The sequence below is a fragment of the Geofilum rubicundum JCM 15548 genome (assembly GCF_000974365.1).
Classification (GTDB): Bacteria; Bacteroidota; Bacteroidia; order Bacteroidales; family Marinilabiliaceae; genus Geofilum; species Geofilum rubicundum.
The window spans coordinates 113,999-127,040 of record NZ_BAZW01000007.1; the positions used below are offsets into that span (position 1 = coordinate 113,999).

The window sequence follows — 13,042 nt, forward strand, 5'->3', positions numbered from 1 at the left end:
ATTATTACAGTGTTATTAATCTTTTAAAGGCTCCTCGGGTTTTTGGGGGATATTGCAAAGATCACAAACCCCTTCAATGATTAAATGACTCGATTGAATCACAAAACCTCCGGGTAGCATGTTTTCTTCTATTTTTACCTGTGGCATACATAGTAATTTGTCGCAATGGGAGCAATGAAAATGCGGGTGATCCACTTTTTTATGCGCACCTGCCAGTTTGTATTTAACGGTTTGTGCGTCCATGGGTATTTGATGAATCACTTGTTTTTCCATCAATAGGCGTAGATTGCGGTACAGGGTCACACGATCTACCGACCCCAACTCCTGTTCCAACGCTTCCTCTATTTCTTTTTGTGTCAAAGCGCTACCAGGTGTCCATAGAAGCGCCACCAATTGTCGCCTTATTTCAGTGACATTGAGTCCTTTGTCTTTAAGAAGGGAAGTGATTTCATTGATTTTTGCAACCATGTTGCAAAAATAGGGAGGGTTTTCGAGATATCAAAGTTTTTTAGACTGATTTTAAATAGCTCAACGATTCATTGTCTTAAATTTTTTGATGTTAAGAATCATTTGGAGTGGCATTTGAATGGCTAATGGCGTTTGGTTTTTTCTTTAGTTGACAATATGAGGTCTTTTGGTCTAATAATCAGCGCTGTTTGTCAAATATTCCTATCATTTGGTCACCTTTACCCGTTAAGGGGGTAATGATTAGGAGTTTATGAATCAAACAATTAACAAATCATGAAGAAATTATTTATAGTGATCCTTATGGGGGTATGGATGCCCGCTTTGGTCTCTGCCCAAATGGTTAATGAATTGCACAAAACGGCTTTGGAATGTTATGAATTGAAGGATTATGCCTGTGCACAAATATATTTGCAGGATTTGGTTAAATTGGAAAAGGATCCGGAAAAACTGGCGGGTTACTGTCTCATGCTGGGAACCATATTCAGCGAGTCTGGTGAAGTAAAGGAAGCCTTTAAAAATTTCAAGGTAGCCATCAAAAAGAATCCTCAATTGGTAGAGGCCTGGATTAAGCGCGGCATTCTTTATAGTAATGAAGGAAATGCCAGGAAGGCCTTGTCTGATTTTGAGCAGGCCCTGGAGATTGACCCTGAGAACGAGCTGGCCTTAAGTCAGCGGGCTCAATTATTAGCAGAAAACACATATTAGTGTGTTTTTTATCGGTGAGGAAAGTAAAAAAGCGCTGGCAATTTGTTTGTTAGGAGAATTATTTTCCCTACTTTTGCAGTCCGAATGAATTTCGTGGGGTAAGAAGCGGCCGGCATTTTGAGAAGATTGGCCCACCTCCGGAAAGTAACAGTAAATTTAGAAAGTGATGTACGCAATTGTAACCATTGCTGGTCAGCAATTTAAAGTAGAGAAAGACCGTAAGGTTTTTGTACACCGTTTGGGTGCAGAAGAAGGTGCTTCTGTTGAATTTGACGAAGTTCTTCTGGTAGAAGATGAAAGTGGTATCACCGTAGGTGCTCCCACCCTGGCAGGAGCCAAAGTAACTGCTAAAGTTTTAGCTCATTTGAAAGGCGAAAAAGTAATCGTTTTCAAAAAGAAAAGACGCAAAGGTTACAAAAAGAAAAATGGCCACCGTCAATACTTGAGCCAAATTCAAATCGAAGACATCCTGATTGGTTAATCAAAAAAAATTAATGTGATATGGCACATAAGAAAGGTGTAGGTAGTTCCAAAAACGGTCGTGAGTCAGAAAGCAAGCGACTGGGAGTGAAAATCTTTGGCGGTCAGTTCGCTAAAGCCGGAAATATCATTGTACGTCAGCGTGGTACGCAACACCACCCGGGTGACAATGTAGGTATTGGCAAAGATCATACTTTGTTTGCACTTACTGATGGTAACGTTGTTTTCCGCAAAAGGAAAGACAACCGTTCATTTATATCAGTAGAGCCTGTTGCTGCCGAGTAAGTAACAGCAGAAAAAAGCTTTAAAAGTCTCCTGTTTTTGTTACTTTCGTAACAAATTCAGGAGACTTTTTTTGTGGGGTGGTGGATGCCCCGGATTTTGGACTAAAATTATACAGGATTAACAATAAGCGCTATGCTCACACTCAAACAGATTCAGGAAAATAAAGCGGAAGTTATAGAGCGTCTCAAAATAAAAAATTTTGACGCTACTGCGACTGTGGATCAGATTATTCAGCTCGATAACAAGCGCAAAGCCACACAGACTAAAGCCGATCAATTACAGGCTGAGATGAATGCGCTTTCGAAGTCTATTGGCCAGCTTTTTAAAGCGGGTAAGATGGAGGAAGCCAATGCCGGCAAGGAGAAAACAGCGGTGCTTAAGGAGCAGATTAAGGCGTTAACTGCTTTGCTGGAAACCACAGAGCAGGAACTTCAGGCAGCCTTGGTTCAGCTTCCCAACCTGCCCCACGCATCTGTTCCTGCAGGAAAAAGTGCCGAGGATAACCTCACGGTCCGTGAAGGCGGCGAAATGCCTTCGCTGACAAACGCTCTGCCCCACTGGGAGCTGGCTAAAAAGTATGATTTAATTGATTTTGAACTGGGCGTCAAGTTAACAGGAGCCGGATTTCCTGTCTATAAGGGAAAAGGGGCCAAGTTGCAAAGGGCCTTGATTAATTTCTTTTTAGATCAAGCCATTGTTGCCGGTTACCAGGAAGTATTACCTCCTTTAATGGTCAATGAGGATTCCGGTTTTGGTACCGGTCAGTTACCCGATAAGGAGGGACAAATGTATCATGTGGGCGTAGATAATCTCTATTTGATACCTACCGCCGAAGTACCGGTGACCAATATCTACCGCGATGTCATTTTAAATGCCCATCAATTGCCGGTCCGCAACTGTGCTTACTCGGCTTGTTTTCGTCGGGAAGCCGGTTCGTACGGTAAGGATGTGCGTGGCTTGAATCGTTTGCATCAATTCGACAAAGTTGAAATTGTGCAGGTGGCGCATCCCGACAAGTCATATGAGACCCTGGAAGGCATGGTGGCACATGTGCAGACTTTGGTCGAGAAGCTCGAACTGCCCTGGCGCATTTTGCGTTTGTGTGGCGGGGACATGAGCTTTACGTCGGCGCTGACCTACGATTTCGAGGTCTATTCGGCCGCTCAGGAACGCTGGCTGGAAGTCAGTTCCGTCAGTAATTTCGAAAGCTTTCAGGCCAACCGTCTGAAGCTCCGCTTTAAGGAGGATGGTGGCAAAAAGGCGCAGTTGGCACATACGCTCAATGGCAGTGCTTTGGCTTTGCCGCGGATCATGGCTGCCTTGCTCGAGAATAACCAGTTTGAAGGGGGGATCCGTGTACCAGAGGTTTTGGTGCCGTTCTGTGGTTTTGACCTTATAAAATAATTCTGAATTGTGTTGATATTTAATACATCCTTTTATGTAGGTGAAGGCTCGGTTGAGGACTGGAAGAGGTGGCTTAACGAGCAGTTGTTTGTGGAAGTCGGCAAGCAGGTGGGGGATTTGCCAACTGAGGTTTTTGAGGTGGTTTCGGCCCGGCCTGAAGAGAATCGGATCTTCTCGGTTCAATGGCGCTGCAGTCAGTTGGGAGAGATCCGGCAGGTAGATGATTGTGTGGCCAGCGTTTTGTCAACCCTCCAGTCGCAGTTCGGAGAATCGGCTACGCATTTTAGTTCAATAATGAAAAAGTTGTGATAAAAAAGGCCGCTGGAGAAAAAATAATACTGGGCATAGACCCCGGAACCACCGTGATGGGGTATGGTGTTCTCCGAGTGGTGGGCAATAAGCCTCTATGCTGGCCATGGGCGTATTAGAGTTAAAGAAATACGACGACCATTATCTGAAACTGAAGCGTATCTTTGAGCGGGTGGTTCAGTTGATAGAAACCTACCATCCCGATGAATTGGCCATTGAAGCACCTTTCTTTGGTAAAAATGTTCAGTCCATGTTGAAGTTGGGACGCGCGCAGGGTGTCGCCATGGCCGCCGCACTTTCCCGTTCCGTTCCCATTTTTGAATATGCCCCATTGCGCATCAAACAAGCCATCACGGGCAGAGGTAGCGCATCTAAAGAACAGGTGGCCTTGTTTTTAAAGCAGTATCTTCACTTAAAAGAGGACCCCAAGTTTTTAGATGCCACAGACGGTCTCGCTGCAGCGGTTTGTCACTATTTTCAGGCCAATGCTCCGGTTTCGGCCTCCGGAAGCAACAGCTGGAAGGCCTTTATCAGTAAAAATCCCGGGCGGGTTAAGAAATAGGCTTAAAGATGCTGCCTGATGTTGGCGGCGATGGTATCCATCTCCTCCTTTTCCAGTTTTAATTTTGGCCTGGAAAAGCTGATGTCGGCCTCTGTCTGCAAGGGCACCAGATGAATATGGGCATGCGGTACCTCCAGTCCCAGAACCGCCACGCCAATGCGTTGACAGGGAATGGTCTTTTCAATGGCCAGCGCCACTTTTTTGGCAAAGACGGTCAGACCTGCCAACAGGTCATCTTCCAAATCGAACAGGTAATCGGTCTCCTGCTTGGGAACTACCAGCGTATGGCCTTTGACCAGGGGGTTGATATCCAAAAAGGCCAAATAATGATCGTCCTCTGCAATCTTATAACAAGGAATTTCCCCTTTGATGATTTTCGAAAAGATGGTTGCCATGGTTTTTTCTTTCTTTTTTGTCGGCTATAAACGAAGCTACTAGCAAATATAAGGAAACAATTAGAAGCAGGAAAGGGGACAAAAAAAAGAACTGCCTTTCCGGGCAGTCCTTTTATAAGTTTGTTCTTAGAGTTGTCGGGCTTAAAGAGAGATTTCCAATATCTCAAAAGGCATGGTGCCCGACGGGACCTGAATGTCCACTTTGTCGCCTACTTTTTTACCCAACAGCCCCTTGGCAATGGGCGTTGAGATGGAGATTTTGCCGGCTTTCAGGTCGGCTTCACTTTCCGATACCAAAGTATAGGTCATGACAGCGTTGTTTTTCAGGTTTTTAATTTTAACCTTATTCAAAATCTGTACTTTGGATGTGTCCAGTTTGGACTCATCAATAAGCCGGCTGCCTGCAATGGTCTCTTTTAGTCTGGCAATTTTCATTTCAAGCATGCCCTGGGCTTCTTTGGCCGCATCATACTCTGCATTTTCAGAGAGGTCCCCTTTGTCGCGCGCCTCTGCTATCTGTTTCGAAATGTTGGGTCTTTCAACCGATTCAAGGTGAGAAAGTTCTTCCCGTAATCGCTTGAGTCCCTCTTCTGTGATATAACTCACTTTTGACATGATGTTTTCCTCCTGATTCTTTTTTAAATAAGGTTAATATACTGAAGAATCCCGAATGAATCGGGATTCTTCGCTGCTTCTGCAGCAAAAGATTTTGTTTAATATAAAATAAGTTGGTGATGTTTTGGTTTAGCTTATGATGGCCTTAAATAGTGGGTCTTTTGATAATTTCAGAATAGATGATGGCTCGTTTTAAGTCGAAGTTCTCAGCATCCCAAACTGAAGCGTCGTCGTAACTATTGGCTTCTTCTGCTAAACTCTTGTGAACAGGTTTTCGGGTTATCCTTGTGATGCGTTCAGGCCGCCTTAAACTGTCACTTTTTTTGATGCTTTGGTAGTCGGGTTTTTTATACTGCAGTTTTTGATGCTGCAATTTTTCCGCTTGCATCGGTTCGATTTCCGGTTCGTTTTGGTATTCGCGTGGTGGTTTTCTGATGGCTTCATCATCAAACCATTCACTAAAGGGCGGCATGGCTTCATCTGAATACGCTTCATCGTCATGATCAGGCACAACTTCCCCTTTACGCGCAGCATCCCTTGATTTTTTAATAACGCTAAAAATCAAGGCGCCGATCATTACAAGGATATATAAAATGTCGCCTAACGAATCGCCCATGTCTGTAAAAAATAATAGCTAAATTAGCCCGAACAAAACTAATAAGCAAATAAAGAGGTGCCAATTTTCGTTTGCACCTCTTATTCGCCTGATTGATTGATGGCTATGTTATTGATCTAGCTGTCGCTTAAAATGTTTGAAAATGAAAAATATATATGTATTCCTGTCTCTTACGTTGATTTTTGCTTTTGGTTGCAAAAAAGATGAACATCCGGTTCCCAATTACCGCTTTACGGCTTATGTGGATCTGATGTTGCCCGATTATAACAAACAAGTATTTAAGGTCAGCAGTGACCGCTTTGGCAACCGGGTCGGGGTAGCGGGCGTGATTGTTTACCGAATGGCCACCGATGAGTACTATGTATTTGAGCGCTATTGTCCGCACGACCAAAAACTCACCTGTGTCGTGGATGTCACGCCTGGCAATACAACGGCCAGTTGTCCCTGTTGTGAGTCGGAATTTTTGATTGCGGTGCCGGATGGGGACGTCATAGACGGACCTTCCGTCTATTCCTTAAAAAGCTACCGAACGCGCATGGATGGCAACTATCTGGTTATTTATAATTGAGAAACAACAAAGACGGCCAGCGGCCGTCTTTGTTATATGAAACGTTGAGCCATTGTTCAATGACCAATGGCCCTTGTCAGCATTTAGTACCTGTAATGATCCGGCTTATAGGGCCCTGATTTAGGGATGCCGATATAACTGGCCTGGGCATCTGTCAAGGTGGTCAATTTTACGCCCAATTTGGACAGGTGCAAGCGAGCCACTTCTTCATCCAATGATTTGGGCAAGGTGTAAACCCCCAATTCATACTTGTTTTTCCAGAGTTCGAGCTGTGCCAGTGTCTGATTGGTGAAGGAATTACTCATCACAAAGCTGGGGTGTCCGGTGGCATTGCCGAGGTTGACCAGGCGACCGCGGGACAGCATAATGATGCAGTGACCGTCAGGGAAATTGAACTGATCGACTTGAGGTTTGATGTTTATTTCCTGAATGCCTGGCAGTTTCTCCAGTTTTTCTACCTGAATTTCATTGTCGAAGTGACCAATGTTACAAACAATGGCCGTGTCTTTCATTTTCTGCATGTGCTCAACCGTTATCACATCGCGGTTACCGGTGGCTGTTACATAAACATCCGCCTCGGCCAGGGCCTCCTCAACGGTGGTTACTTCAAAGCCTTCCATGGCAGCCTGAAGGGCACAGATGGGGTCGATTTCCGTCACAAGCACTCTGGCACCAAAGCCACGCATGCTCTGGGCACAGCCTTTGCCCACATCACCATAACCACACACGACGACAATTTTTCCGGCAATCATGACGTCGGTTCCGCGCTTGATGCCGTCGGCCAGACTTTCACGGCAGCCATAGAGGTTGTCGAATTTGCTTTTGGTAACTGAGTCGTTGACGTTGATGGCGGGGAAGAGCAACTCACCTTTTTCCAGCATTTGATAAAGGCGGTGCACACCTGTGGTGGTCTCTTCACTTACCCCTTTTATACCGGCGGCCACTTTTTGCCATCTGTTATTATTTTGTTGGAACAGATCGGCCAGTAAGGCCATGAGTTCCCTGAAGTCTTCTCCCTCTGCACTGTAGTCGATCTTGAGAACCGAGTCGTCTTTTTCAATTTCTACGCCCTTGTGAATCATCATGGTGGCATCTCCGCCATCATCGACAATCAAATCGGGACCTTGTCCCTCACCAAAATCCAGGGCCCGTTCGGTACACCACCAATATTCCTTGAGTGTTTCGCCTTTCCAAGCGAAAACAGGAACACCGGCCTGAGCAATGGCAGCTGCAGCATGATCCTGGGTACTATAAATATTACAACTGGCCCATCGGACGCTGGCGCCTAATTCCACCAGGGTTTCAATCAGGACGGCTGTCTGAACCGTCATGTGTAACGATCCCATCACTTTGGCACCCTTTAAGGGCTTGTCGTGGCCATATTTTTCGCGAAGGGCCATCAGACCCGGCATCTCTTTTTCTGCCAGAAGGATTTCTTTTCTTCCGTAATCTGCCAGAGAGAGGTCGGCTACCTTATAATCTTGTTGTGGTGTGTTCATGCTTTCTTATTTTTTATTTTTTTACTAAAGTCTCATTGTTGGGGCTAAGGGGCTTATAACTGGTTGCGGGTTAACAATTCACGTATAACGGTTTCGTCCTTTTTAAGTTGCTCTTTGAGTGCTTCTATATCTGGGAATTTGATCTCTTCGCGGGTTTTGGTAATAAAGGCGATGGAGATCTCCTCCGAATAAATTTCCTGATTGAAATCCAATATATGCACCTCAATGGAACGGTTATCCATTTGCTGGTTGACGGTCGGCCGGATACCAATATTAACCATGCCGCCATATACTTTCCCCATTACTTTAACCCGGCAGGCATAAACGCCATCCGGTGGCACCAGTTTGGCCTTTTCACTCAATTGCAAATTGGCGGTAGGATAGGAGAGCTTTCTTCCCATTTTCATGCCCCCCGTTACCTGTCCGGTTATGGTGTAGGTATATCCCAACAACAAATTGGCTTCAGGAATCTTTCCTTCTAACAAAAAATTCCTGATTTTGGTTGAGCTGGGATACAATCCGTTAACATCAATGTGGCGAAACTGGCTCAGTTCAAAACACAGTCGACCCGATAGGTGCATCAAATTGGTGAAGTCGGTTCCTCCCTTTCCAAAGCGGTGATTGTAACCGATGATCAAATGATGCGTGTTCAATTGCTGTACCAATATTTTTTCAACAAAGTCCTCTGCCGTCAAATTAGCCAACTCCTTATTAAAGGGAACAATAATCAGATGATCAATGCCGGTCTCGCTCATCATCTTCGTTTTTTCTTCCAGGGTGGTGAGCAGGCGTAATTTCGCCACATCCTGGCCCAAAACAATTCTGGGGTGGGGCCAGAAAGTGAGTACCACCGATTGCGTGTTCTCCAGCTCTGCCAATTGTTTAACCCGCTGCAGCAGGGCGCAATGTCCGGGATGCATTCCGTCGAACGTTCCCATGGTGACGATGGGTCGGGGCCCCTTATAACTCTCTATGGATGAATGTACCTGCATGCCCTGAATGTTATAGAATGCTTTTAATGTTTTCAACCGGGCGACCGATGACCGCTTTATCGCCGTTGATAACTACGGGACGTTCTATTAATTTTGGATGTTGAGCCATGGCTTCTGCCCACTGATCGTCGTTGAGCTCCTTGTGCTTATAGACCTCTTTATAGATGGCCTCATTTTTTCGGATCCAATCAATGGCCGGAATGCCGAGTTTTTTGAGCATCGATTTTATCTCTTCGGCTGTCAATGGGTGGTCCAGATACCGAATCTCCTCAGGCTGGATGCCTGATCCTGTATAAATTTTAAGCCTTCCCGACTTTTGGTACAACGCGGGTTGTGCAGTATTTGTATCATTTCGGTTCGTTTTTTTCAAAAACATCTGAAGCGCCATATTCCATAAGAAAGGCTTTTATGAATCCGTCAATATCCCCATCCAGAACGCTCTGTACGTTACTGGTCTCATGTCCGGTACGTACGTCTTTAACCAGCTTGTAGGGCTGAAGCACATAGGAACGTATTTGCGAACCCCACTCGATTTTCTTCTTCTGGGATTCGATTTTGTTGGATTCTTCCAGCCTTTTTCTTAGCTCTATTTCATAGAGTTGAGATTTAAGGATTCTCAGGGCATTTTCCTTATTACCTCCCTGCGAGCGTGATTCCGTGTTCTCAATCACAATACCAGAAGGCGCGTGTCGCAGTCGGACCCCCGTCTCCACCTTGTTGACATTTTGTCCACCGGCTCCACCTGAACGGAAGGTGTCCCAGGTTATGTCTGAGGGGTTTATATCCACCTCAATGGAGTCGTCGATCAAGGGAATAACAAACACGGAAGTGAAGGAGGTCATGCGCTTATTGGCTGCATTGAAAGGCGACAGACGCACCAGTCGGTGTACCCCATTTTCTCCCTTCAGATAACCATAGGCATAGTCCCCTTCAAACTGAATGGTGACCGTTTTAATGCCCGCATCATCTCCTTCCAGGATGTGGTTGACCGTCAGCTTGTATTTGTTTTTTTCTCCCCAGCGAAGGTACATACGCATGAGCATTTCTGCCCAATCCTGACTTTCGGTCCCGCCGGCACCTGCATTGATTTTGAGGATGGCCCCCATTTTGTCTTCTTCTTTCTGGAGCATATTGCGCAACTCCAAATCTTCCATCCGCGAAAGGGCCTGATGGTAGGCTTTTTCAAGCTCGTTTTCTTCTGCTTCTCCCTCTTTGTAGAAATCGTAGAGCACCTGAAGATCATCCACGGCGGTCTTTATTTCCAGATAGCCGTTGACCCAGCTTTTGATTTCCTTGAGTTTCTTCATTTGGACTTCCGCAGCCTTGGCATCATCCCAAAAATCGGGAGCCTGAGAACGCAACTCCTCTTCTTCTATTTCGATTCGTTTTCGATCGATGTCAAAGGTACCTCCTCAGCGCGTTTTCACGGGCGCTTAAGTCTTTAATTTGATCCGGTGTTATCATCAGTATTTTATTTTGAATCACAAAGGTACTAAAAATATCAATTTGGGAAGATTATCTGAATCCATTCGATGAGAAGGTCCCCCGCTTGAGTTGACTGCAGTGCTTGGATATCAATCTAAAGGCCTGGGTGTTACCCAGTTTTCCGGCATTTTCCCAGTCCTCACAGGCCCTCTCCTTGAGGCCGGTATTGAAATAGGCCATGCCCCGGTTCATCAATGCATGGTCGTCGCGCGGATCCATGCGCAGGGCGCGATTGAACTCCGTGATGGCTTCCAAATAATCACTGCGTTTAAACTTGATATTTCCTATGAGGGTATAAACGCCGGGTAAATAAGGGTTGAGCCGGGATGCCGTGGTTAAATCTTCCAGCGCCGGATCGTGGTTGCTGGCATGTTGCATGACTAAACGCCCCCGTTCATACCATCCTTCTCCTAAAAGGGTATCCAGTTCAATGGCATAAGAATAGCTGGCATGGGCCTTCCTGACTTCGTTGTTCAGATTTTGCAGTTGCCCCAGAAGCACAAATCCACTTGCCAGGTTTTCTTCTTTTTGGAGACAGGTCATCAAATCTTCAACGGCCTGTTGGTTTTGTCGGTTCTTGATATGGTATATGGCCCGACCATAATAAGCCAAACCGCAATTCTCATCCAATTCAAGCGAGTAGCTAAAATCTTCTTCTGCCCCTATTCGGTTACCATATTGATGGCGGCTGATGCATCTTAAGGCATATAAGCGGGCATTCTCCGGCACCATTTTAAAGGCCATAGTGAAATACCTGGCGGATTCAATCCATTTTTCCCAGCCTTGCAGCAATAGTGCTTCGGTGCAATGGGGATCCGTTAATTCCATTTTCCTGGGGTTGATTTTGAAATGGCCCCAGGTTTGGTTAACGGAGGTCCACTGGTGGTCATTGATCAGATAAACCGGCAGCATAACGGGCTGATGGGCAGAAGGCATGTAGTGCAAAATGCCCACAAACAGGCCGGAGGTATTGATGATGGGTGCGCCCTTTGAGGCATGGCTGCAATCGATGGATAGGAGAGCGGAACGACCGATGGAAAAGGGGTGAATGATCTTCTTAATTTCGGCGATGTTTAAAGAGTTGTTTTGGTCCGATTCGTGCGGAAAGGTCATGACTTCACCCGGTGCGTCAAAGGGCTGACGGGCAGGACTCAGAAAATTATCTTCCCGGCTTCTGAAGCCGGACACCTGAATCATCGCCAAATTGGCCATGGGATGAATGGCTATGACACGGGATAAAAAAAGATTTCGGTTTTTGTGACCTGAGATGATCACCGTATCGGCTTTTTGAAACAGCGCTGCATTAGTTATGGCCAGTCCGTCCGCACTTATAAAGAAAGCCCTGGCCGTGTCTGTGGTGTGTCTGGTTGAATTGTAGGCGGTTAAATTGAAGGTGGCGGCCTCGGCTTTTTCGATGAGCTCCATCATGTTGAGTTGGGCGAAATTGTTGTGGCTCATTGTCAGAAGAATAAGCACCCATCCGAAAGGCAGAAGGAAGCGTTTTCCATGGGAAACTATTCCTGAGAAAGAAGACGTAAAACGGCCGGGACTGCCATCATGATGTCTTGTCGTGTAAAAGATTTTCATGGGAAACTGTCAATTTGGTTCCCAAATTAAACAATTATTGGTTAAATTGAGCCAATAATTTGACGGGAGTCGGGATTTAAGCTATAAGAACTCAGTAGTTTTTGTCGGGATAAGAAAAACAAAACCCGATGAATTTCTTCATCGGGTTTTTGAAAGGGTGAAAGACCGGTCTCGAACCGGCGACCTTCGGAACCACAATCCGACGCTCTAACCAACTGAGCTACAATCACCATTTTTTTGCAGTGCAAATATAAAGTTTTTTCTTCTAATTTTGCAAGCGATTTTGAAAAAGGATGGGTGATTTTTAGAGATATTTTTAAGCGAAATAGTTTTAATGTTTGAGAATGAAGTTTTTTGCCTACAATGAAAATTTGGAAGAACAGATGAAGTTGATCCAGCAACGCATCCGGAAGTTGATGAATGGAGAAATTGCCAGTCAACTTCAGGTGGCTGGTTTAAATTATCCCAAACTTTATGGGGTATCCTTGGTGCATCTGCGCCAGCTTTCACAAGGATTGACGCCGAGCAATGAATTGGCCGACCGGCTCTGGCATCGCAATATCAGGGAAACCATGATTTTAGCGACCATGGTGGCCAGGCGCGACAGCATCTCGGACGAACAGTTGATGCAATGGGCGGAAGGCATAAATAATCTTGAGTTGGCGGAGCAGATAGCCTTTAATTTGTTGGGAAAAAGGGAGCAATCGGCCGGCCTTATTGAAGCATGGATGCTTCATCCACAGTTTTATGTGCGATATGCGGCCTTGATGGCCTTGGGCTGGCAATTTCGCTTTGGTGACGGAGCAGCGAGAACATGTTTAAATCCGGAATGAGTACCATAGAGGCACTGGCCACAGATGCCAAAATTTGTCGGGCTGTGGTACATTGTTTAAAAATGTGCGGCAGGTTTTCTGAAGATTTGCGACCCTCGGTCCGACAATTGGCCAATCAATGGATGCAATCGGGGGAGCCGCATTTAAAGGGGTGTGCCAAGGATGTCCTGTTTGAACTGGATGCGGTGACCGGTTAAGGTCTGTCTGACTTTGTGCCTGCTTTAGTTTGAAAGTGCTTA

18 protein-coding genes and 1 tRNA gene are annotated in these 13,042 nt (G+C 45.6%); 9 read left to right on the forward strand and 10 right to left on the reverse strand.

Annotated features, from left to right (window positions below):
• Positions 1-15 precede the first annotated feature (15 nt).
• Positions 16-468, reverse strand: coding sequence for a Fur family transcriptional regulator (locus JCM15548_RS05845; protein ID WP_062123289.1), 453 nt, complete (start codon positions 466-468; stop codon positions 16-18).
• Positions 469-741: 273 nt separating this feature from the next.
• Here JCM15548_RS05845 and JCM15548_RS05850 point away from each other — a divergent pair, with 273 nt between their 5' ends.
• From JCM15548_RS05850 to ruvC, 6 genes are all read left to right on the forward strand, one after another.
• Positions 742-1,173: a tetratricopeptide repeat protein gene (locus JCM15548_RS05850; RefSeq protein WP_062123292.1), complete on the forward strand. Its 432-nt coding sequence runs from the start codon at positions 742-744 to the stop codon at positions 1,171-1,173.
• Between the two features lie 166 nt (positions 1,174-1,339).
• Positions 1,340-1,654, forward strand: a complete 315-nt coding sequence (gene rplU, locus JCM15548_RS05855; RefSeq protein WP_062123295.1) for a 50S ribosomal protein L21 — start codon at positions 1,340-1,342, stop codon at positions 1,652-1,654.
• A 20-nt stretch (positions 1,655-1,674) separates the two neighbouring features.
• Complete coding sequence (gene rpmA, locus JCM15548_RS05860) at positions 1,675-1,938, forward strand: 50S ribosomal protein L27 (RefSeq protein WP_062123298.1); 264 nt, start codon at positions 1,675-1,677, stop codon at positions 1,936-1,938.
• Positions 1,939-2,070: 132 nt separating this feature from the next.
• The gene (gene serS, locus JCM15548_RS05865; protein ID WP_062123301.1) at positions 2,071-3,342 is read left to right on the forward strand and encodes a serine--tRNA ligase; all 1,272 of its coding nucleotides are present in this window, start codon (positions 2,071-2,073) and stop codon (positions 3,340-3,342) included.
• Positions 3,343-3,351: 9 nt separating this feature from the next.
• Positions 3,352-3,651 (forward strand): DUF4286 family protein, encoded by a 300-nt coding sequence (locus JCM15548_RS05870; protein WP_062123304.1) that lies wholly within the window; start codon positions 3,352-3,354, stop codon positions 3,649-3,651.
• Between the two features lie 106 nt (positions 3,652-3,757).
• Positions 3,758-4,213 (forward strand): crossover junction endodeoxyribonuclease RuvC, encoded by a 456-nt coding sequence (ruvC, locus tag JCM15548_RS05875; RefSeq protein WP_227625516.1) that lies wholly within the window; start codon positions 3,758-3,760, stop codon positions 4,211-4,213.
• Positions 4,214-4,215: 2 nt separating this feature from the next.
• On the opposite strand, the gene JCM15548_RS05880 is transcribed toward ruvC, so the two are convergent.
• The 3 genes from JCM15548_RS05880 to JCM15548_RS05890 all read right to left on the reverse strand — a co-directional run bounded on the left by JCM15548_RS05880 (position 4,216) and on the right by JCM15548_RS05890 (position 5,839).
• Entirely contained in the window at positions 4,216-4,608 is a 393-nt protein-coding gene (locus JCM15548_RS05880) for an HIT family protein (RefSeq protein ID WP_062123306.1), read from the reverse strand.
• Positions 4,609-4,749: 141 nt separating this feature from the next.
• Positions 4,750-5,223 (reverse strand): transcription elongation factor GreA, encoded by a 474-nt coding sequence (gene greA, locus JCM15548_RS05885; protein ID WP_062123311.1) that lies wholly within the window; start codon positions 5,221-5,223, stop codon positions 4,750-4,752.
• A gap of 145 nt (positions 5,224-5,368) precedes the next feature.
• Positions 5,369-5,839 carry a hypothetical protein gene (locus JCM15548_RS05890; protein WP_062123313.1) on the reverse strand — a complete coding sequence of 157 codons (471 nt, stop codon included), beginning with the start codon at positions 5,837-5,839 and terminating at the stop codon, positions 5,369-5,371.
• 142 nt (positions 5,840-5,981) lie between these two features.
• Between JCM15548_RS05890 and JCM15548_RS05895 the strand changes: the two genes are divergently transcribed.
• Complete coding sequence (locus JCM15548_RS05895; RefSeq protein WP_062123316.1) at positions 5,982-6,407, forward strand: Rieske 2Fe-2S domain-containing protein; 426 nt, start codon at positions 5,982-5,984, stop codon at positions 6,405-6,407.
• 83 nt (positions 6,408-6,490) lie between these two features.
• On the opposite strand, the gene ahcY is transcribed toward JCM15548_RS05895, so the two are convergent.
• The 6 genes from ahcY to JCM15548_RS05925 all read right to left on the reverse strand — a co-directional run bounded on the left by ahcY (position 6,491) and on the right by JCM15548_RS05925 (position 12,201).
• Positions 6,491-7,906 (reverse strand): adenosylhomocysteinase, encoded by a 1,416-nt coding sequence (gene ahcY / locus JCM15548_RS05900; protein WP_062123319.1) that lies wholly within the window; start codon positions 7,904-7,906, stop codon positions 6,491-6,493.
• A 53-nt stretch (positions 7,907-7,959) separates the two neighbouring features.
• Positions 7,960-8,898, reverse strand: a complete 939-nt coding sequence (locus JCM15548_RS05905; protein ID WP_083984996.1) for a bifunctional riboflavin kinase/FAD synthetase — start codon at positions 8,896-8,898, stop codon at positions 7,960-7,962.
• Between the two features lie 10 nt (positions 8,899-8,908).
• On the reverse strand, positions 8,909-9,223 hold the full coding sequence (locus JCM15548_RS05910; protein ID WP_227625517.1) for an ArsC/Spx/MgsR family protein: 315 nt from the start codon (positions 9,221-9,223) through the stop codon (positions 8,909-8,911).
• 22 nt (positions 9,224-9,245) lie between these two features.
• A protein-coding gene (gene prfB / locus JCM15548_RS05915) for a peptide chain release factor 2 (protein ID WP_157482458.1) occupies positions 9,246-10,362 on the reverse strand; the annotation gives its coding sequence in 2 pieces (ribosomal slippage) (positions 9,246-10,298 and positions 10,300-10,362; 1,116 coding nt in all).
• A gap of 51 nt (positions 10,363-10,413) precedes the next feature.
• Entirely contained in the window at positions 10,414-11,970 is a 1,557-nt protein-coding gene (locus JCM15548_RS05920; RefSeq protein ID WP_062123322.1) for a tetratricopeptide repeat protein, read from the reverse strand.
• 155 nt (positions 11,971-12,125) lie between these two features.
• Positions 12,126-12,201 (reverse strand) — tRNA-His (locus JCM15548_RS05925).
• 113 nt (positions 12,202-12,314) lie between these two features.
• On the opposite strand from JCM15548_RS05925, the gene JCM15548_RS05930 reads away from it, so the two are divergent.
• Together JCM15548_RS05930 and JCM15548_RS05935 are read left to right on the forward strand one after the other, a co-directional pair.
• Positions 12,315-12,803: a DNA alkylation repair protein gene (locus tag JCM15548_RS05930; protein WP_062123325.1), complete on the forward strand. Its 489-nt coding sequence runs from the start codon at positions 12,315-12,317 to the stop codon at positions 12,801-12,803.
• Positions 12,800-13,000 (forward strand): hypothetical protein, encoded by a 201-nt coding sequence (locus tag JCM15548_RS05935; RefSeq protein WP_062123328.1) that lies wholly within the window; start codon positions 12,800-12,802, stop codon positions 12,998-13,000. The genes JCM15548_RS05930 and JCM15548_RS05935 overlap by 4 nt, the downstream gene beginning before the upstream one ends.
• Positions 13,001-13,042 lie beyond the last annotated feature (42 nt).